This window comes from Mariniradius saccharolyticus AK6 (assembly GCF_000330725.2).
GTDB classification, from domain to species: Bacteria; Bacteroidota; Bacteroidia; order Cytophagales; family Cyclobacteriaceae; genus Mariniradius; species Mariniradius saccharolyticus.
In genome coordinates this window covers 67,574-87,284 of the sequence record NZ_AMZY02000014.1, presented here as the reverse complement: position 1 = coordinate 87,284, position 19,711 = coordinate 67,574, and the positions used below count along the sequence as shown (strand labels likewise).

Annotated in this window: 19 protein-coding genes; 4 read left to right on the top strand and 15 right to left on the bottom strand. The window is 47.0% G+C overall.

Going from position 1 to position 19,711, the window contains the following annotated elements:
- Positions 1-49: 49 nt before the first annotated feature.
- Entirely contained in the window at positions 50-628 is a 579-nt protein-coding gene (locus tag C943_RS14640) for an imm11 family protein (protein WP_040480814.1), read from the top strand.
- Positions 629-1,001: 373 nt separating this feature from the next.
- Here the strand turns inward: C943_RS14640 and C943_RS14635 are convergent, their stop codons facing one another.
- The 14 genes from C943_RS14635 to C943_RS14570 form a co-directional block, all read right to left on the bottom strand.
- On the bottom strand, positions 1,002-2,156 hold the full coding sequence (locus C943_RS14635; protein ID WP_008629267.1) for a galactokinase: 1,155 nt from the start codon (positions 2,154-2,156) through the stop codon (positions 1,002-1,004).
- Complete coding sequence (locus C943_RS14630; RefSeq protein ID WP_008629266.1) at positions 2,153-3,220, bottom strand: aldose epimerase family protein; 1,068 nt, start codon at positions 3,218-3,220, stop codon at positions 2,153-2,155. The genes C943_RS14635 and C943_RS14630 overlap by 4 nt, the downstream gene beginning before the upstream one ends.
- An 11-nt stretch (positions 3,221-3,231) precedes the next feature.
- A complete protein-coding gene (locus C943_RS14625) occupies positions 3,232-4,257 on the bottom strand; it encodes a LacI family DNA-binding transcriptional regulator (RefSeq protein WP_008629265.1) in 1,026 nt (341 codons plus the stop codon).
- Between the two features lie 25 nt (positions 4,258-4,282).
- Positions 4,283-5,269, bottom strand: coding sequence for a M28 family peptidase (locus C943_RS14620; RefSeq protein WP_040480812.1), 987 nt, complete (start codon positions 5,267-5,269; stop codon positions 4,283-4,285).
- Positions 5,259-6,752, bottom strand: a complete 1,494-nt coding sequence (gene cysS, locus C943_RS14615) for a cysteine--tRNA ligase (RefSeq protein ID WP_008629263.1) — start codon at positions 6,750-6,752, stop codon at positions 5,259-5,261. Before cysS ends, C943_RS14620 begins: the two co-directional genes overlap by 11 nt.
- Positions 6,753-6,906: 154 nt before the next feature.
- Entirely contained in the window at positions 6,907-7,248 is a 342-nt protein-coding gene (locus C943_RS14610) for a HepT-like ribonuclease domain-containing protein (RefSeq protein WP_008629262.1), read from the bottom strand.
- Positions 7,241-7,531 carry a nucleotidyltransferase family protein gene (locus C943_RS14605; RefSeq protein ID WP_040480810.1) on the bottom strand — a complete coding sequence of 97 codons (291 nt, stop codon included), beginning with the start codon at positions 7,529-7,531 and terminating at the stop codon, positions 7,241-7,243. The genes C943_RS14610 and C943_RS14605 overlap by 8 nt, the downstream gene beginning before the upstream one ends.
- Positions 7,532-7,716: 185 nt before the next feature.
- Positions 7,717-8,241 (bottom strand): hypothetical protein, encoded by a 525-nt coding sequence (locus C943_RS14600; protein ID WP_157198561.1) that lies wholly within the window; start codon positions 8,239-8,241, stop codon positions 7,717-7,719.
- A gap of 240 nt (positions 8,242-8,481) precedes the next feature.
- Positions 8,482-8,703: a type II toxin-antitoxin system HicB family antitoxin gene (locus C943_RS14595; protein WP_008629255.1), complete on the bottom strand. Its 222-nt coding sequence runs from the start codon at positions 8,701-8,703 to the stop codon at positions 8,482-8,484.
- A gap of 197 nt (positions 8,704-8,900) precedes the next feature.
- On the bottom strand, positions 8,901-10,427 hold the full coding sequence (purH, locus tag C943_RS14590; RefSeq protein ID WP_008629253.1) for a bifunctional phosphoribosylaminoimidazolecarboxamide formyltransferase/IMP cyclohydrolase: 1,527 nt from the start codon (positions 10,425-10,427) through the stop codon (positions 8,901-8,903).
- A gap of 108 nt (positions 10,428-10,535) precedes the next feature.
- Positions 10,536-11,093 carry a phosphoribosylglycinamide formyltransferase gene (gene purN, locus C943_RS14585; RefSeq protein WP_040480907.1) on the bottom strand — a complete coding sequence of 186 codons (558 nt, stop codon included), beginning with the start codon at positions 11,091-11,093 and terminating at the stop codon, positions 10,536-10,538.
- 87 nt (positions 11,094-11,180) lie between these two features.
- Complete coding sequence (locus tag C943_RS14580) at positions 11,181-12,377, bottom strand: ATP-binding protein (RefSeq protein WP_040480905.1); 1,197 nt, start codon at positions 12,375-12,377, stop codon at positions 11,181-11,183.
- Positions 12,378-12,627: 250 nt separating this feature from the next.
- Complete coding sequence (locus C943_RS14575) at positions 12,628-13,500, bottom strand: geranylgeranylglycerol-phosphate geranylgeranyltransferase (RefSeq protein ID WP_008629244.1); 873 nt, start codon at positions 13,498-13,500, stop codon at positions 12,628-12,630.
- Between the two features lie 74 nt (positions 13,501-13,574).
- On the bottom strand, positions 13,575-14,369 hold the full coding sequence (locus C943_RS14570) for a glycoside hydrolase family 16 protein (protein WP_008629242.1): 795 nt from the start codon (positions 14,367-14,369) through the stop codon (positions 13,575-13,577).
- A gap of 198 nt (positions 14,370-14,567) precedes the next feature.
- Here C943_RS14570 and C943_RS14565 point away from each other — a divergent pair, with 198 nt between their 5' ends.
- The gene (locus C943_RS14565; RefSeq protein ID WP_008629238.1) at positions 14,568-15,731 is read left to right on the top strand and encodes a homogentisate 1,2-dioxygenase; all 1,164 of its coding nucleotides are present in this window, start codon (positions 14,568-14,570) and stop codon (positions 15,729-15,731) included.
- A gap of 81 nt (positions 15,732-15,812) precedes the next feature.
- Here the strand turns inward: C943_RS14565 and pafA are convergent, their stop codons facing one another.
- Positions 15,813-17,456 (bottom strand): alkaline phosphatase PafA, encoded by a 1,644-nt coding sequence (gene pafA, locus C943_RS14560; RefSeq protein ID WP_040480808.1) that lies wholly within the window; start codon positions 17,454-17,456, stop codon positions 15,813-15,815.
- A 158-nt stretch (positions 17,457-17,614) separates the two neighbouring features.
- Between pafA and C943_RS14555 the strand changes: the two genes are divergently transcribed.
- Together C943_RS14555 and C943_RS14550 are read left to right on the top strand one after the other, a co-directional pair.
- On the top strand, positions 17,615-19,015 hold the full coding sequence (locus C943_RS14555) for an aminopeptidase P N-terminal domain-containing protein (RefSeq protein WP_008629227.1): 1,401 nt from the start codon (positions 17,615-17,617) through the stop codon (positions 19,013-19,015).
- 50 nt (positions 19,016-19,065) lie between these two features.
- Positions 19,066-19,506, top strand: a complete 441-nt coding sequence (locus C943_RS14550) for a hypothetical protein (RefSeq protein ID WP_008629225.1) — start codon at positions 19,066-19,068, stop codon at positions 19,504-19,506.
- Positions 19,507-19,711: the final 205 nt, after the last annotated feature.

Here is a 19,711-nt window from a genome sequence, read left to right as displayed (position 1 = left end):
TTTAACTTTTCGCAAAAAACCCTTCAACAATTAAAAATATATTGAACAGATGATTGACTTTGCCAAAATATTCCTTTTGTCCGACGGTGACAGGAGGGGTGCATTTAGAGCTCAAAATTCGAATGAACTACTGACGAAGGAATTCCTTTTTGGTACTGAGGACGATGGTGTTAAAGTTGATTTTTGTTGGTTGCAGGGAAGTAAGTTTTACGATTTTATAGCCACAGGTTATTCAGGAGTTTACCTTGTTTCCGAAAGAGTATGTTCAATCCTTCAAGTTTCAAGGTATAGAGGGTTTTCGCTCAGGCCAATAATCCTTGAAGACAAAAAGAAACAGGTGGTCGACGGCTATCGACTCCTGTCGGTGGTATGTGAAGTTGGTCCCATCATAAACGAAAAGAGCATCAAAAAGATTATGCCACCGAGAGTGCCTTGGGCAGATCGGTATGAAGCATACGTAGGTTTATATTTCGATCCAAGTACATGGGACGGAAGTCATTTCTTCCATCCCGCCGGAACATCTCTTATTTATGTAGTCGAAGAAGTTAAGCAATTGTTTGAAGAAAATCAGGTCTCAAATTGCCGTTTTGACAAAATCGTCGACCTAGAAAATTATGCAATCATATGATCAGTAACAACGATCTGCTCCACCACCGACGGTTTTTTACTACGTCTAGAGGAGATAAATCGATTCCATTATAGTGAAGGTATTGCTTTACAAGTAGCCTTGTAAAGTCAAGTAATAACTTTACTAAATTCATCATGTACATGTGATTTGGCGAAGGCGCTAGGGGTATTTTGAAACTGCCCTTTTCTATAAATTTCGATCCAGTACCGCTGTCGGGATGTAATTCGCATGATAATCAATATTCCGATGGGGAACTTGGTAGGAAATTCCAATTTCATCCCGACATATGTCGCGGATGGACTTATAAATGGGTGGAATCAGAAATTCCATCCAGCCATCAACGAAAGTTTACACTACACCGAGGAGGGGAGGGCTAAGGTTTGAGCAATCCAGTGCCATTTTCGGCTTTCACGGCATAGAATTTTGGGCTAGTGCCGAATTTCCGCAAGTAGCTTTCTGCAATCCGTGTTTGAAGGGTTTCTGTTTGGCTTGTCTTGACCAGATTGATTGTACAGCCACCAAATCCGCCTCCCATCATCCTGCTGCCGAGTACGTAGTCCAAGGGTTTGGTGAAATCCACCAAGAAATCGAGCTCGGCACAGCTGACATCATACTTCTTGCTCAATCCATCATGGGAGGCATACATCAATTTCCCGAATTTCTTCAAGTCATTTGCCTGCAGGGCTTCGCTTGCTTCCAAGACCCGGTTGTTTTCCTCGATGACATACTCGCCCCGCCTGTAAACTTCCTCGTCTAAGAAAGGCTTAACAGCTTTCAAATCTTTCAAGCGCAGATCCCTGAGTGATTTCACCGCAGGCATATTTTGCTGGGCAATCAACACCACTTCGGCACATTCATTCCTGCGTCGGTTATAGGCCGAATCAGCCAAGGAGTGCTTTACTTGGGTGTCGATGAGGAGGATTTGGTATTCACCCAAGTCCAGTGGAAAGTAATCGTAGGACAGGTTTCGGCAATCCAGTCGGATAACGTGGTTCTTTTTCCCCATCACGGATGCAAATTGGTCCATGATGCCGCACTGAACGCCCGCAAAGACATGCTCGGCTTTTTGGGCATAATGAACAAGCGAAATGGGTGGAATATTGAATCCAAAAAGCGCCGAGATCGCAAAACCAGCAGCGCATTCCAAAGCCGCGGAAGAAGAAAGTCCGGCGCCGACCGGGATATCTCCGCCAAAAACCATGTCGAAGCCCCGGACAGGATAGCCCGCCTGCTTGATTTGGGCGGTGATGCCCATGATATAGGTTGCCCAGTGGCCTTTTTTCGGGCCAAAGCTTTTCACGTCAAATGCAAATTCTTCTTTGAAATCCGATGAGTAGATACGGGCTTGATCGCTATCGTTGGAGGCGATTGCCACCATCATTTTCTTGTCAATGGCAGCTGGCATGACGAAACCGTTGTTGTAGTCGGTGTGTTCGCCTATCAAGTTGATCCGGCCGGGGGAATAGACAAGAAGGGGTTCTTTTTCAAAGATTTCCCTGAAAAGTTGCTGGATATGTACGGCGATCATTCTGCCCTGAATCTGAATTGTGTCCTTGAGTCAAAAATCTCTCCTGGCATCAAAACAACACTTGGGAAATCGGGCTTGTTGATGGAGTCTGGGAAATGCTGCGTTTCCAGGCAGATCGCCGCCCTTTTCCCGGGACGAATGCCGTGCTTTCCTGTGAAGGAGGCATTCATATAATTGGAAGTGTAGACCTGCAGTCCGGGTTCGGTGGTAGAAAGGATCAGTTCCCGACCGCTTCCCTCATGGTACAGGATCGCACAATCTTCCGACTGGTTGAGGACAAAGCAATGGTCGATACCGCCTGCGACCTCCAATTGCGGATCGTGCAATCCGAGATTTTTCGACAATCGGGTAGGGGTACGAAAATCAAATGCGCTTCCGTCAACAGGTAAAAGCGCTCCAGTTGGGATGCTGTTTTCGTCCATGGGCAAAAACGAATCCGCATTTACCCAAAAAACATGGTCTTCAATCGACTGGTCAAACTTGCCGCTGAGGTTGAAGTAAGCGTGGTTGGTGGGGTTGATGATTGTTTTTTGGTCTGAGATGGCCTTGTACTTGATCTCGACCAAGCCCGTTGCATCCAAGGTGTAGGTGACCCAAATATCGATTGTTCCCGGATAGTTTTCTTCACCGTCCGGGCTTTTGTAGTAGAAGGTAATGCCCACCGAATCATCGGTCTCAAAAGGTTCGACGGACCACATCTTCCTGTCCCAACCCCGTATGCCTCCGTGCAGGTGAGAAGTGCCCGCATTGAGTGGGAGGCGGTATATTTTCCCATCCAACTCAAATTTATTGCCGCCGATCCTTCCGGCGATTCTCCCGACGGTCGAACCCAGATAACAGTAGTTGTCCAGGTATTCTGGATCGGTATAGCCTTTCATGGAATCAAATCCCAACAATACGTCCTCCATTTTTCCATTTCTATCTGGAATAAAAAGATGGGTCCAAGTGGCTCCGTAATCCATGACGGACAGGGATACTTTTTTGTTAAGGCTGAGGGTAAACAGCGTTACTTCATCGCCTGAAGGGGTTTTTCCAAATTTTTTAGAAGAAAGGGAAAGCGACATGGTCTGGATTATCAGTGTTTTTTCTTGGAGGATTCTCTTGCCACCAAAGTCGTTTGGAGGACAAATGATTGGGGTTCGTCGGAGACGATCTCGTCGAGTTGGTCGAGCAGATGGTTGGCTGCGATTTTCCCCATTTCGTAACCCGGTTGGGAAATGGTCGTCAGGGAAGGATCGACCACGGCTGAGGTAGGATTGTTGGTAAATCCGGCAAGCGCTATTTCATCCGGGATTTTGACGCCTTTTTCCTTCAAGACCGTCATCAGGTCTATCGCCAAGGGATCGATCATGGCAAAAACCGCATCCGGGCGATCTTTCTCCGCTATCATTTGCAGACTGATCTTCCGGTTCCCCTCTGGGGTAAGGTCAGTTACGTAAATTCTAGCTTCAGATTCCGGGATTCCAAATTCTTTGAGCGCCTCCAGGTATCCTTCTTTCCGTTTTTTGGAAATGTACAAATCTTCAGGTCCCGAGAAGTAGGCGATTTTCCTGCAGCCCTGTTCCAACAAATGGTGTACCGCCAAATAGGCGCCATGGGCGTCATCGACAGTCACTTTGGAGACAGGTATTTCCTCCGTCACCCTGTCAAACATGATGAAAGGGATTTCCCGGTCATACAGTTCTTGGAGGTGTTCATAGGACTTGGTCTCCCGACTGAGAGAAATCAACAGGCCATCGACCTGCGAGGAAACCAATGTTTTAACGTTGGCTTTTTCCTGTTCGTAGGATTCGTTGGACTGGCAAATCATCACGTTGTATCCGCGCCTGTAGGCGGTATCCGAAATGCCGCTGATATTGCTGGAGAAAAAATGTGAGGTCAATTCCGGCACGATGACTCCCAGTACCTTGCTGCGGCTGATGCGCAGGCTCTGGGCCAGGAGGTTGTACTGGTAATTCATGGCCTTGGCGGCTTCCACGATTTTCTTTTTGGTATCGGGATGCAGTTCTGGGGAATCCTTGAGAGCTCGGGAAACGGTGGAAACTGAGACCCCCAATTTCCTCGCGATCTCTTTCATCGTTACCTGGTGGCCTTTTTTCATGGTAGTTGTGGTTAGTAAATGATGGTTACTCTTCCTGATAGACGGTGAAAAGCACTGTTTGTCCCACTGCTTTCAATGTCCTCCGGTCGATGATTTCCATGTTGTCCATATGGGTATGGTGGTAGCGCCCAAAACCAAAATCGGGCGAAAACTCGATGATGTCGATCATGGGGATTTTCGCATCCCGATTTACGAAAACATGGTCATCAATGATCTCTGGAGCCTCTCTCATCACAAAGAAGTCTGAATATCCCAATTCCGCGGCGTAATTCCACACCTTGTTGACAATGTTTTTTGCATTTTTCATCGAATAGCCCTCTTTGTAGAACCTGGCACCCTTGGCACCGACCAAGTCCACCAAGATTCCATAGTAAGCTTGATATCCTGGTTTGTGGGGGTTTTTGGACCAATGCTGTGACCCGAGGCACCACCATACTTGGCTTGAATTGCGTGTAGGGGCATTTTCCGGCTCTCCGTCATCTTCACCGTCGAAGAAAATGAAGTCGATGCCGACGTTTGGCTGGAGGGTGTCGCTGGCGAGTATCCGTGCGATTTCCAACAATACGCCAACGCCTGACCCGCCGTCGTTGGCACCATCTATGGGTTCATCGATGCGCTCCGTATCCTTGTCTGCGATGCGGCGTGTATCCCAATGTGCCGCCAATAAGATGCGCTTGCTGGCTTCGGGTTTGTAGGAAGCAATGATGTTGGTGAGGTTCCAAGTCAGGTTGTCGTAGGTTTTGGCCTGAAATTCCTGCTTCTGAACGGTCATTCCATAGCCTTCCAGTTTTCCGATCATCCATTCCTTCGTTTTCTGATGGCTGGGGGTATTGGGTACACGCGGCCCAAAATCCACTTGCTGTTGGATAAATGCATAAGCCGAATCCGCATTGAATTGGGGTGCGGGCCGGTGCGAAATGGGTTCCTGTACTGTCTCGGTAATCTTGTCGCTGCTGCAGCCCCAAGCAAATACCAAAACGAGTAACCAAAGCGCCAACAATCTATTCTTCATACGCCCAGTCGATTTTTTCTTTCATATCCTTGACCACGATGCCTATGTTTTTCAGCCCGGCACGGATTTCATCCACTTTTGCATAGTTCCTTGCGGTTTTGGCGTCCGTATACATTTTGAGGAGTAAATCCAACAATGCGTCTTGGTTGTCGGATTTTTCCTCTTTCAATCCCAGGATTTTTTCTACGAACACGACATAGGTTTGGATCATTTTGTCAAACATTTCTTTGCCAAACTGTGCGGCATGCAGTTGTCCGGTATAAAGCGAATTGATCTTTTTCAAAATGTTGAACAGGTGTCCGATGGCCTGCGCCGTATTGAAATCATCATCCATGGCCCTGTAGGCATAGGTGATGCTGTTTTCCAGTTGCTTGATTTGCTCTGCATCAGGCTGCACAGATTCGTCCGGATTGTATGCCAGGCTTTTGGCGATCCGAAGCCCGTTGATGATTTTCTTGTAGCCTTTTTGTGCGGCTTTGAGCGCGTCGTTGGAGAAGTCCAAGGTCGAGCGGTAATGCGCCGTCAGGATAAAATAGCGGATCGTCATCGGACTGTAGGCTTGCTCGAGCAGCTTATGGTTTCCGGTAAACAGCTCCTGCAGCGTGATGAAGTTGCCCAATGATTTCCCCATCTTTTGGCCATTGATGGTGATCATGTTATTGTGCATCCAATATTTGGCGGGATCCTGATGGTTGCAGGCGTTGCCTTGGGCGATTTCGCACTCATGGTGCGGGAACATCAAGTCCATACCCCCGCCGTGGATGTCAAACTGTTTGCCCAGGTATTTGGATGACATGGCCGTACATTCCAAGTGCCAGCCTGGGAATCCTATGCCCCAAGGCGATTCCCATTTCATCAGGTGCTCTGGGGCGGCATTTTTCCAGAGTGCAAAGTCCACCGGATTCCGCTTTTCCCCCTGGCCATCCAAGTCACGTGTACCGGATACCAATTCGTCCAAAATCCGACCGGAAAGCTTTCCATATTGCTCGCGCTCGTTGTACTTGAGCACGTCGAAGTAAACGGAACCATTGACCTCGTAGGCCAAGCCCTCGTCGAGAATGGCTTGGACCAAGGCGATTTGCTCGGGAATATGGCCGGTCGCTCTGGGCTCGATGTTTGGCTTGAGGGTATTGAGGAGCTCCATATCCCGGTGGTAGGTGTCGGTATACTGCTGGGCGACCTCCATGGGCTCGAGCTGTTCGAGTTTCGCTTTTTTGGCAATCTTGTCCTCGCCCTCATCCGCGTCACCTTGGAGGTGGCCCACATCGGTGATATTGCGGACATAGCGCACCCGATAACCGAGGTGGCTGAGGTACCTGTTGACCGTGTCGAATGTGACCGCGGGGCGGGCATGGCCCAAGTGGGCATCGCCATACACTGTCGGGCCACAGACGTACATACCTACAAATGGCGGGTTGATAGGTTCAAAAGTCTCCTTTTCGCGGGAAAGGGTATTGTGGATTTTTAACTGGTGTTGCTTCATGGTTGAATTTGTACGAGGTACAAAATAGGAAGAATGGACTAAGGCGTGAATTCCGCTGCAAAATAGGGGATTGGCGTGAGGAAATGAAGGGGAGGCGTATCCCAATTCGAGAATTGAAAGATCCGAATCTATCTCTATGAATTATTTGGGTCGTTTAGAGCGATTTTCTCAAATAGGTAAGTTGCCTGATCAATTGGGGCAGGTAATCGCAAATGATATTCCATACGATCATGTAGTCTATTCCAGCGTAATCATGTACGATTCTGTTTCGAAAGCCCTTTATTCTTCGCCACTCGATTCCGGAATGGCGTTCCTTTATGTCGTTCGGAATTCTGTTTGCAGCCTCGCCAATGATTTCAAAATTTCGAATCACAGCATCTAGCACGAGGTCACTTTTTTCAAATTCTTCAAAATTTAGACCGGAACAATACCTCAATATTTTTTCTGCACTTTCGATGATGTCGGAAAGCAAAAGTTCAGTTGATCTTTCAGACATATTCGATTTTGCCTTGAATAGTGTTGAAGAATGCGGGCCTTATGCCTTTGAATGACAGTAGATCGACCTTTCGTTGAAGTTTTTCCTCCAAGAAATCCGCGAGATCCACAAATTCAATTCCTATAGGTTTACTGAAATCCACCACAAGGTCGACGTCGCTGTCTGAAGTAAAATCAGATCTTGTCACGGAACCGAACAAACCTATTTTTGAAACAAAAAACCGCTCCGACAGCTCTGGTTTGAGATGTAGAATGATTTGCTTTATGTCATTTTGGTTTTGCATGTATGGACCAAGTGGGTGTTTTTTTGTCTAATTGTGTCGGAATAAATTACATTGTTTCCAATGTGAAATCGGACTGATTCAAATTTAATGCAAATAGCCAAATAAATAGGGATAATACATTTCTAATTTGAGCTTAACCGGCCTTGCTTCTGGTATCTGAAGGGTCTGCGACCTATGAAACTATGTCAGGCAATGTATTGTAAAACCAAATCGAAAATTTTCCACTTTCCTTCTTTGTATTCCATTAGCACCAAATATCCTGCGCCGCAATCCACAGGACAGCTTGTCGTAGTGATGTAAAAAATCCCAAGATTATTGTCAGAATAGAACCTGCTTAGCCCGATTTCCCCACCGCAAAGGAAATCAAGCCGGTTTTCATAAAGCTGCTTCCGATCCTGAAAACCGTCAAATGATTTCAATTTGTATTTTCCTTTCACTTTGATTTTGCTGATTTCCAATTTAATCGGCTCAAGGTCTCCCGCCACGAGGCGATCCAAAACAGTTTGATATCTATTGTAGTCTTTTTTTGAAAAAAGTGAATCAGGCTTTAAACTGCATTCACTACAGCTTTGAAAAAGCGAATCATCAGCAATCAAAAATGTATACGTACTATCAATACTTCGATTCCTGATTTCCTCCTGCTGCGAATCAAATTGGTTTTTCCACTTCTTGAACCTTTCAAAATCAATTCCTTCGTTTGAGTCGCTCATTTGGGCACCTGAATCCTCGGATAGATTTGGAGGAGGGGGGTATCGCAAATAAATATCTTGTGGAAAAATGGAGTGTTTTTCAAGCTCGAACAACAGATCGCTAATCGCCTCGTAATCCTCGATGATTTTCCTCTGACAAGTTGTTTGTATAGTGATGCAAAAAAGAAAAATGAATATTCGAATCCTATCCATAGGGGTAATTTATGGAATTTCTTCTAAACTAAAGGCATAACTGTTTTTTCATGCAAACATCAATCTCCCTTTTGGTTCAGGGATTTCTCGTCCAAGTGCTTGGGCAGTTTCTATCCATTCACTGATAATAACTTCAATATTCGCCAAGGCTTCTGCGTACGTCGATCCATCTGCAGCACACCCAGCCAATTCAGGCACCTCTGCAATGAATGCGTCGTCTTCTTTACTCCAATAAATAATGATTTCGTATCTGGGGTTGTTCGTTTTCATGTTACTCGAAATCAAGTTTGTGCATCAATATAATATTTCTAATCTGCTTTATATGATAGGGTTTGGCTTATTTTTGTGCCTGGTTGAACCTTTACTTTGGGGTGAATTTTTAGAAAAATAAACAAAAAAACCTCCGGGGTTCTATCCCGAAGGTCTTGTCTCTCGCTTCTAGTCTTTTATTTATCGCCTCTCGCTGCTTAATGTTTAAAATGCCTGACGCCTGTCATCACCATGGACATGCCGTGGGCATCGCAGAAGTCGATGCTGTCTTGGTCCTTGATCGAGCCGCCCGGCTGCACCACGGCTGAAATACCCGCCTGATGGGCAATCTCCACACAATCGGGGAATGGGAAAAACGCATCGGAGGCCATCACGGCACCCTTGAGGTCGAAGCCAAATGCCCTTGCCTTCTCGATCGCTTGCCTCAATGCATCCACCCGGGAAGTTTGGCCGACGCCGGAAGCAAAGAGTTGGTTGCTGTTGCTGAGTACGATGGTGTTGGACTTGGTATGTTTGCAGACCTTGGCGGCAAAAACGAGCGCGTCTTGTTCCGCGGCAGTTGGGGCGATTTTCGTCACCACTTTGAAATCTGCTTTCGTCTCGGTCTTCAGGTCCTTGTCCTGCTCGATGATGCCGTTGAGTAGGGTTTTGATTTGTTTGGTGCCGGGGGCTTGGATTTTTTGCAAAAGCAGGATTCTGTTTTTCTTGCCTTTCAACATTGCCAGAGCATCCGCATCAAAGGAAGGCGCGATCAAGACTTCAAAAAACAGGCTGTTCATTTCCTCGGCCGCAGCCAAATCCACGTTTTGGTTGGTGACCAAAACACCTCCAAAAGCCGAAGTGGTGTCGGCGGCAAAGGCTTTTTGGTAGGCTTCTTTGACGGACGGTGCCACTGCGCAGCCACAGGCATTGGTATGTTTGAGAATTGCGAAAGCAGTTTCTCCATCAAATTCTGAAATCAAGGCAACGGCTGCGTCAATGTCCACGAGGTTGTTGTAGGAAAGTTCTTTGCCGTTCAACTGCTCAAACATTTCCTCCAAATTGCCAAAAAACCTTGCCGCTTGGTGCGGGTTTTCGCCGTAGCGCAGGGTCTTTGATCTTGATTCGGAAACCTTCAGCGCCGGTATTTGCTCCGATTGGTTGAAGTAATTGAAGATATGGGTGTCGTAATTTGATGAAATCTGAAATGCCTGCGCGGCGAAATATCTCCTGTCATCCAGCGTAGTGGCGCCACCCTGCGCTTTCAATCTTTCCTCCAATTCGCCGTACTGGGCTTTGGAAGCGATGATGACCACGTCCTTGAAGTTTTTTGCCGCAGCACGGATGAGGGAAATTCCACCGATGTCGATTTTTTCGATGATATCTGCCTCTGCCGCACCAGAAGCCACTGTTTCCTCAAACGGATACAAGTCCACGATCACCAAATCAATGGCGGGGATGCCAAATTCAGACGCTTGGGAAACGTCGCCGGCATTTTCTCTTCTATGCAGGATACCCCCGAAGATTTTTGGATGAAGTGTCTTGACCCTGCCACCAAAAATCGAAGGATAGCCAGTCAGTTCCTCGACAGGAATTACTTCCGCACCTTGTTGTTCGATGAATTGTTGGGTGCCTCCGGTGGAGTAGATTTTGACGCCGTGCTGCTTCAACAGCGCGATGATAGGTTCGAGGTTGTCCTTGTAATAGACAGAAATAAGGGCGGACTGTATTTTTTTGCTTGCCATGATTTTTGGGACGCCATGAAGGCGCAGAGACACGAAGGAATGGGACTTTTCCCGGCGCCTATTTTTGTGGATAATTTTTGAAGCCGCAAAGGTAGGAAAACCAATGGATTATAGCAGGCTTTCGATCACTTTTGGGAAGTATTTGTATTCGAGTTGGTGGACTTTTTGGGCAATGTCTTCGGGAGAATCCTCTGCAGAAATGGGCACCGCAGCTTGGAAGATGATTTTTCCTTCGTCATAATGTTGATTGACCAAGTGGATCGTGATACCGGTCTCGCCATCTCCTGAATTTCGCACAGCCTCGTGTACACGCATGCCGTACATGCCTTTTCCGCCATAGTTGGGCAGCAGCGCAGGGTGGATATTCACGATGCGGTCAGGGAATGCCGTGATGAGGTTGTCGGGCACCTTGAGTAGGAATCCCGCCAATACAACCCAATCCGCACCGGCATCTAAAAGCTTTTTTGTCACTTCGCCCCCGTCCAATTGGCCTTTTGAAAAGACAAATGCAGGGATTTGGAATTTCTTGGCGCGCTCGAGGACGTAGGCATCCGGCTTGTTGGATCCGATCAAAATGACTTCAGCTTTGGGAGAGCCGTGGAAATGCTTGATGATTTCTTCGGCGTTGCTGCCGCTGCCCGAGGCGAGGATGGCGATTTTTTTCAAAACGATGCGGAATTGATTTTCCTCCAAAGGTAGAAAGATGGGCCAATCCCACCAAAGAGACTTGGTCTTTGGTGGAACGACCCTCGATCAATACAAAAAGCCAAAAAGCCAAAGCGGGATCTTGTTCCCAAATCCGATCTCTATTTCATCCGCAGCAATGAAGCTTTCTGGCAGGTCTTTGATTTGGTCAAAACTTTTTTTGGCTCCACCGATTTCGAAGATAAATTGGTTTTCGACAAGAAAGTCCCCCTTTTCACTTAGATGCACCGCTTTGGTTGCATTGGCAATCTGATTGGCAAAGAAGGTCTCCCGCACTGCGCCTATGTTGGCATCCGGTTGCAATGCATAGGCGAAGTTTGGATTTTCGAAATAGATTTTGTCAGGCTTTTGTAGGCTACCTAGGTTTTTGTCGGGCCTGTTGACGATCCTGATGATCTTTGCATCTTCCAAATGCCGCAGGTACATGTATACTGTGTTTCGGCTGAGTCCTAGTTTTTCCGCAATCGTGGAAATATTTGGCGTAAAGGGCACCGAGGCCGCTATTACGCCGAGGAGCCTTTTGACCTTGGCCACATTTCCAGCACTGTAATCTTGCGCAAATGCCAGGTCCGTTTCCAATACTGTGTTCAGCGTTTGGATGATCCTGGCAGGCACGGCAGTCGTTTTCAGATTCTTGGCAAAAGGGAAATATCCCGAGCTCAAGTAGGATTTGAACGAAGGCAGTGGATGGAAGTCCTTGGTGATTTCCTGTGCGAGAGAAACGTGGTCTTTCAGGATTTCAGCCAATGTCAAAGGCTTGAAATCATGTCCTTCGAAGAAGTTCAAATACTCCCGAAAGGAAAGCCCTTCGAGGTTTTGGACAGCGAGCCTGCGGCTGATGTCGGATTCTCCACGGTAAAGGTCCAAAGCCGAGGAACTGGTGAAGAAAACTTGCAGTGCTGGAAATCCGTCATTGATCAGCTTCAGTTCCCTTGACCAATTGGGGTATTTATGGACCTCATCGATCATCAGGAGTTTGCCGTCGTTTTTGTTCCAAAGGCTAGCCAAATCAAACAGCGTGTTCGAATAGAAATAGGGATGGTCTGCCGTCACGTACAAGACTTTTGTTTTTTCAGCATACCTGAATTTGGCAAATTGGATCAGTAGGGTGGTTTTGCCGACGCCCCTGAGCCCCTTCAGTCCCAATAGCCTTTCTTCTGATTCTAGATTGTCCAAGAGATACCTGTACCAAGTCTCAGTGGTTTGCCTGAATATATTTGCTTGAAAATCAAGTAGCTCTTCCATTTTTTCAGTTTGATATTTCGTTACAAAGGTATTTAAAATGTTTTCTATTGAAAACAAATGAATTTAAAAATGTTCTGTATTGAAAACAAAAATAGATAAAAATGTTTTGTGGTGAAAACATTATAAATCCCTAAGTGTTAACGTTTGGAAGCAAAAGGAGTGAATTTTTCGGAGCTAAGCAGATATTTTTGGCAAGAAGGTTTTTCTGCCAGTTACAACCTGATCCAGAGAAAAAAAGCAAATTCAATGGTTACAAAAACCCCATACTCATAATCCCCGTCAGCATCAGCAGCTTGGACAGTACGCTGAGTTGGGTGAAATGCGCCTTGCGGTCGGCGATGTAGATTTTGTACATAAAGAGAAAAAATAGCAGGCTCAATCCGCCGAAATAGTAAAAGAGCAATTGGTTGTTGATCTTGAAGGTCACGATCAGGATCGCACAGACGAATCCAATCGCAATCACAAAAATCACTTTTTTGGTGTTCCGAAAACCGATGACGATTGGCAGCGTTCTGCAACCATGCTTGCGGTCGCCTTGTCTGTCTTCAATGTCCTTGATGATTTCCCGGATCAAATTGAGGAAGAAAGCAAAGATGGCGTAGGTCAGCACGAGCAATTCTGATTTTTGATAGTAAAATCCAACGATCCAAATCGTCACCCCGGTCAGCAATGCCACTACAAGGTTGCCGATAAAAGGCTGCCGCTTGAGTGAGTTGCTGTAAAGCCAGAGTAGAAACGCGGCGATAAAGTTGATCAGCGCAATCTTTGGACTGACCAAATATCCCAAGGCTATACCTGTAAAGTTGAGTGCGGAATGCAGGAACAACACCATCCTTCGCTTCATCCCTTTGCCGATGATCACATCCTCGGGCTTGTTGACATAGTCGATTTTTACATCGTAGTAGTCATTGATCATGTAGCCGGCAGCGGCGAGGATTACGGTCGAGAGGATGATGGCATACAGGTTGGGGTCCAGGAGGACTGATTTGCCCGAACCGGTGGTTTCGACCAAAAAGTAGGCCGTCATGATTTGGGCAAAGGCCACAATTACGAGGTTGACGGGTCTGCTCATTTTGAGAAAGCCCGTGAATGAAAAAGTCTTTGTTGGTTTTTTGGGAGCCATGTATCACTAAAACGAAATTTCGCCAAAAAGTTCGCGCCGTTTGTCCTTGGACTATACAATTCTCAACCCGACGATCAATGCGGTTTTTTTGAAAAGACACGCACATAGTCCACCTCCATCCGTTGTGGCCAAATATCGCCTGCTACTCCTTTGCTGCCGCCCCAGTTTCCGCCCACGGCAATATTGAGAATCAGGTGGAAAGGATGGTCAAACGGCCACTCCTCCGACTTTCCCGACTCGGTTTTGGCGAAAGTGAAGTAATACTCGCCATCGATGTAGTAGTCGATTTTGTCTTTTTGCCAATCGATCGCATACACGTGAAATGCTTCCGAGCAATCTTCCACCTTTTTTTGCATCCCTTTTTGGGTACCCTTGGTATGGTTGAAGGCGTCCGTATGTACCGTTCCGTGGATTACACCTTGGTCGTATCCGACATGCTCCATGATGTCGATTTCGCCACTTTTGGGCCATCCGCCATACTTGCTACTCTCCGGCATCATCCAGATGGCCGGCCAGGTGCCCAAGCCCTGTGGCAATTTGGCTTTGATTTCGAAATAACCATACTGCCAAAAAGCCTTGCCCCGCGTCAGGAGTCTTGCGGAGCTGTATGCTTTGGAAAAACTACTGTCCTGATGGGCTTCGATAATCAGGATGCCATTTTCCACCCTGGCGTTTCTCAAATCACCTCGGGTGTAATACTGGAGCTCGTTGTTGCCCCAGCCGTGGTCACCGACGTCGTAGGTCCACTTGGTTGAATCGGGCAAACCTGAGTAGTCGAATTCGTCCGCCCAAATTGGTTGGTTGGCGGAAGGAAATGAGAATGAATAGACGAAAAGCGCGAATGGGAACAAGACAAACAAATTCAGCATGGTTTTATAGGTTTGAAGAATTGAGGATTCTTTGGTGAAGAAAAAGCAAAAATCGCTTTTTACCTATTTTGGCAAAAAACATTTGAAGAAAAACCATGAAGTGATCCAGAAGGTGCTCGGCGCATTGCCTAGAAAGAAATCTCTCCCAACTCTGACCATTTTATGTAAATTTGACACAACAACATAAACCCAAATACCATGGCATATTACTTTCGGCTTGGCCAGATTCCTCCAAAAAGACATACCCAATTCCGTCAACCGGACGGCAGTTTGTACAAGGAAGAGCTTGTAAGTTCAAAGGGATTTTCCGGGATTTATTCAAACCTGTACCATATCCACAATCCCAACAACGTCAAGTCCATTGGCCACCCCAGTCCCTATCATTGGGAACCGGCCAAGGAATACGGATTGAAACAAACCCACCTCAAGACAACCGGCGTGGGTACGACCGGACAACATTACCTGAGTGCCAGGAAAATGCTCATGATGAACGGCGACGTGATGATGGGCATCTGCGCCCCCGAACAGCGGAAGATGGATTACTTTTTCAAAAATGCGGATGGAGATGAGCTGATATACATCCACGATGGTGAGGGAGTGATGCATTCCCAATTTGGCAAACTGGAAGTGAGGAAGGGCGACTACATTGTAATACCCCGGACGACCATTTATCGCTTCGAATTCAATGAAGAAGGCCCCTTGAGACTTTTGATTATCGAATCCCATGGCCCGATCGAGACGGTGAAGCGCTATCGCAATGAGCTCGGGCAGTTGCTGGAGCATTCCCCTTACTGCGAGCGGGATATCCGTCCACCCGGCGAATTGGTGACGGAAAGCGCCAAGGGAGAGTATTTGGTCCAAATCAAGAAAGGCGGCATGCTGCATCCCTACAACTACGCACACAGTCCATTGGACATTGTGGGTTGGGACGGGTTTTTGTATCCGTATGCACTTTCTATTCATGATTTTGAGCCCATCACCGGAAGAATCCATCAGCCGCCACCGATCCATCAGACTTTTCAGGCTTGGGGCTTTGTGATTTGTTCCTTTGTACCAAGGTTGTTTGATTACCATCCATTGGCCATTCCTGCGCCATACAACCACAGCAATATCGATTCAGACGAAGTATTGTATTATGCCGAAGGCGAGTTTATGAGCAGAAGGGGGATCGACCGCGGATCATTTACGGTTCACGTCGGTGGGCTGCCACATGGCCCACATCCGGGTACGGTTGAGAAATCCATCGGAGCGAAGGAAACCCATGAATACGCCGTGATGTTGGATACTTTCCGGCCTTTGCAGCTGACCACCCAGGCCTTGGAATTCGTAGATCCCAATTATCCCATGTCTTGGACTGAGTAGAAAAGCCCATTGATAAGGAAAAAGCCCCAGTCAGTGAGCCAAGACTCATGGACTGGGGCCTTACTTTTTATAGAGATTGATCTAATGTCCCAAAATCTCTCCGATTGGCTGTCCGGTTGCACCGTTGGGAAGCCTGATTTGCAGCAACATCGAAAGGGTAGGGGCGATGTCGGTGATGGTAGCATACCGGGAACTCTGTCCCGTTGGGATTTTCCAACCCATCAACACGATCGGAACATGGGTATCGTAACTGTATCCCGTACCATGGGTAGTTCCTCGAGGAAATCCCGTAAGCCATGCTGGTTCAAGAATAAGAAGCAAATCCCCAGACGCCTTGTGGCTGAATCCCATTTGCAGCAATTCTGCTTTCCCCCTCGAATATTCTTGCCGCTTCATGTCCGTTGCGGTGTAGACTTCTTTGATGCCATCAAACCTTAACAGAAAATCCGCAAGGTCTCTTTGGATGGTTTCCACCGGGACTTTTCTCTCCTCTGCCAACTTATGGTTGATGAATACCTGCTCATTGGAAAAGTTCAGTATCCAATTTCCCTCGCCATATTGCATGCTGCAGTATCCGTTCATCTGGGTCAGAATAAATCGGGTGTTGAAAATACCCGCAGGAATGTTTTCACTCCTCATGAATTCGACTATATCCGCCACGGCGTGATCGGCGGTGAGAAAGACAAGGTATTCCCCTTTCCCGTATTCCTTGTCCAAATAATTGAAAAACTGCTCAAGATCCCTGTCAAGCCGAAGGTAATTGTCTTCCAATTCGACCGAGGTAGGACCAAAACGATGTCCGATATAGTCCGGCGAAGAAAAACTGATCGCCAATAAATCCGTCACTCCCCTTTGCCCCAGTTTTTCCCCTTTGATCGCGGCATAGGCCATATCCAAGGTCAGCGTATTGCCGAATGGCGTGGTTCCGATCAAGCCGAATCCGCCATTGTTTTCCATCAACTTTGGCAAGTCATAGGGAAAAACCGTTTTTTCCATCCCAATAAATGGTCCTTCGAATGCATTGTCATCCGCAATGCTCTTGGTGTAGGTTTCGATGGGAAAAAGCGTAGTCCATGGCTTCGAAAGGTATTGTGCAGCCAATTTTCGATCATTAAATTTTTGCACCCAATCAGGTAATTCCGAGTAGTAGTATGTCGAAGTCATGAAATTACCCGTCTGGTTATCAAACCAATAGGCATCTCCGGTGTGGCCTGCAGGAAGGGAGGCTCCCCGGTCCTTGATGGCGATACCGACCACCTTGGATTGTTTGTTGGTGGCTAGTCTCAGTTCATCGGAGATCGTTGTCGAGAGCATGTTCCTCGGGGAAATTTTTCCACTTTCCGCACTTCCGCCGACCGCTGCTACGGTCGAGTCCTCTGCGCAGTAGATCGTTCTGCCAAGCTTCCTGACATACCAATCGTTGGCGATAATGCCATGGGTCGCCGGGGTCGTTCCCGTGTAAACAGAAGCGTGCCCTGGGCCAGTGTAAGTCGGGATGTAATTGTAATGGCCATTTGTCATCATAAAACCTTCCCGCATCAGCCTTTTGAATCCGCCCTCTGTATAGCGTTCCTGGAACTTGTAGAAATATTCTTGACGCATTTGGTCCACGACAATACCTACCACCAACTTAGGCTTGGTTGATGGCGCCGGGCTTTTCCTTTGCTGCGCAAATGAAACCTGAAACAAGATCAGAAGTAGAAGCAGGGCCGAGATTTTTTTCATTTTCTGGGGTAAGATTTTGACGCAAATATAGGTAATCCTTTTGGTGGTACTTTTCCGCTGGTCAATTGCTTAAATGGCTAACCCTAAAATCACACCAAAAACCGACGCCAAATGAAAAAGCTTCGTATATTTCAAAACTAAACCTTGTATGTAGGAACATGAAAAAACGATTCTTTTCCCTCTTGTTTTTGAGTTTGCTGGCAGCCAACCTGTCTTCTTTTGCCCAGTCTTTTTTTGAGGATGGCTTGAGTCCCGCTTTTCACAAAGGTCGCAGGGAAGCCTTGCGCGCCCTGATGCCGGACAACTCAGCAGTTGTCATTTTCACCAATCCGGTCAAAATGCGCTCCAACGATACAGAATTTAACTACCGACCAAATTCCGACTTTTATTACCTCACAGGCTTTCGCGAGCCAAATGCTGCTTTGGTCCTTTTCAAAAATCCACAGACCGTGAATGGTAAGGCGATTAATGAAATCCTGTATGTCCAGCCCAGAGATCCAGCCAAGGAGCAATGGAATGGCGTCAGATTGGGCGTCGATGGGGCAAAGCAGAAATTGGGTTTCGAAAATGTATTTGTCTACGCGGATTTCTTGAAAAATCCAGCCGTCGATTTTGGCTCGGTTTCGCAGATTTTGACTTTCAACATCGGTGATATCGAAACCAATAGCTACAATGTGCCGCTCAAGTCGATGGTCGCCAGACTCAAGGAAATCAACAAAACCCCGGCCCGTCCCGCAGATATCGCGCTCAACGGCATGATGGACCAACTCCGTGCCATCAAGACCAGTGAAGAAATCGTCCTGCTGCGAAAAGCCATCGAAATCTCAGGGTTGGCACATATGGAATCCTTTCGCTCGATCCAGCCCGGGGTGTCCGAACGGGCGATTCAAGGCGTGCATGAATTCGTCCACAAAGCGATGGACGCAGAGTATATCGGTTACGGGACGATTGTCGGCTCGGGCAATAATTCCACGATCCTACACTACGTGGACAATTCCGTCACCAACGTCCAAAAAGGCGTGATGCTGATGGACGTCGGTGCCGAGTACCGAGGGTACTCGGGGGATATCACGCGGACGGTCCCTGTAAAAGGAGTCTTTTCGCCAGAGGAAAGGGCAATCTATGAAATAGTCCTGCAGGCTTTGGAAGCGGGTATCGCAGCCTGCAAACCCGGTGCCGAATACCGGGCAGTCGGTGCTGCCGCCCAAAAGGTAATCGACGAGGGACTTGCGAAGCTAGGATTGATCAAAGCGGGTGAGCGGCATCCGTACTTCCCTCATGGTATCGGCCACCACCTTGGCTTGGATGTACACGACAGGGGAGGATATGGGACTTTGAAGCCGGGTATGGTTTTGACAGTTGAGCCTGGCATCTATATTCCCGAAGGCAGTCCCGTCGATCCCAAGTGGTGGGGAATCGGCATCCGCATCGAGGACAACATTCTCATTACCGAAAAAGGGTATGAAAACCTCAGCGCCTTCGTACCCAAAACGATCGAGGAATTGGAAAAAATCATGAAGGAAGAGGGAATACTGCAGAAGTTGAAGGTGGGGAGGTAGAAAAGGTGTTCTCAGCCCCTATATAGGTGAAGTTAAGATTGTTTTTTGACATGGGACTAAAGGAAGAAGATTACGTCGAAATTTATAGGTCTTGTATTGGGGGCGAAATTCATTGGATTTACGGTGGTGTAATTAGCAAGCTGGAAACGAGTAATCCAACGTTAGTCATAGAAGAATTTCTGGCTGCCTTCAAATACCTCTATGCGAATCGAAGGATTAGGCTTTTTGAGGTAATGCGGTTTGGGGGTGAAAAGGTGTTTAAGAAGGACAAGTACTATGCGGTGGCTTATTGGGAGGATGATCCCGACCTGATCGTGTCCATCATCAGAAAATGGATGCTGTCGCAGAATGTTGATTGGAACGAGGCTTACACTTATAAGTTCTTTGATCTCCCCGGCATTGAGTGGTTCAAGGAAGACGGTGAGGTTTTCTATATGTTCGACGACGGCATTTGGGACAGATTAGACGAACTCAACGGAAAAACAGACTGAACTTTTTGGTTCAGATCAAAAGGATCAGGCGCTGAATGAGGGAATACTGATCGAAAAAAATCGTATAATCTATCGATCACAATCGACAAAATTCACGAAAAATTTCGATTTGGGTTAGAATCAGGATTGGAATCATCATTCTAAATCAATTCTAGTTTTACGTAAAAAACCCCAACCCTGCAAAGGATCGGGATTCTTTTTTTTT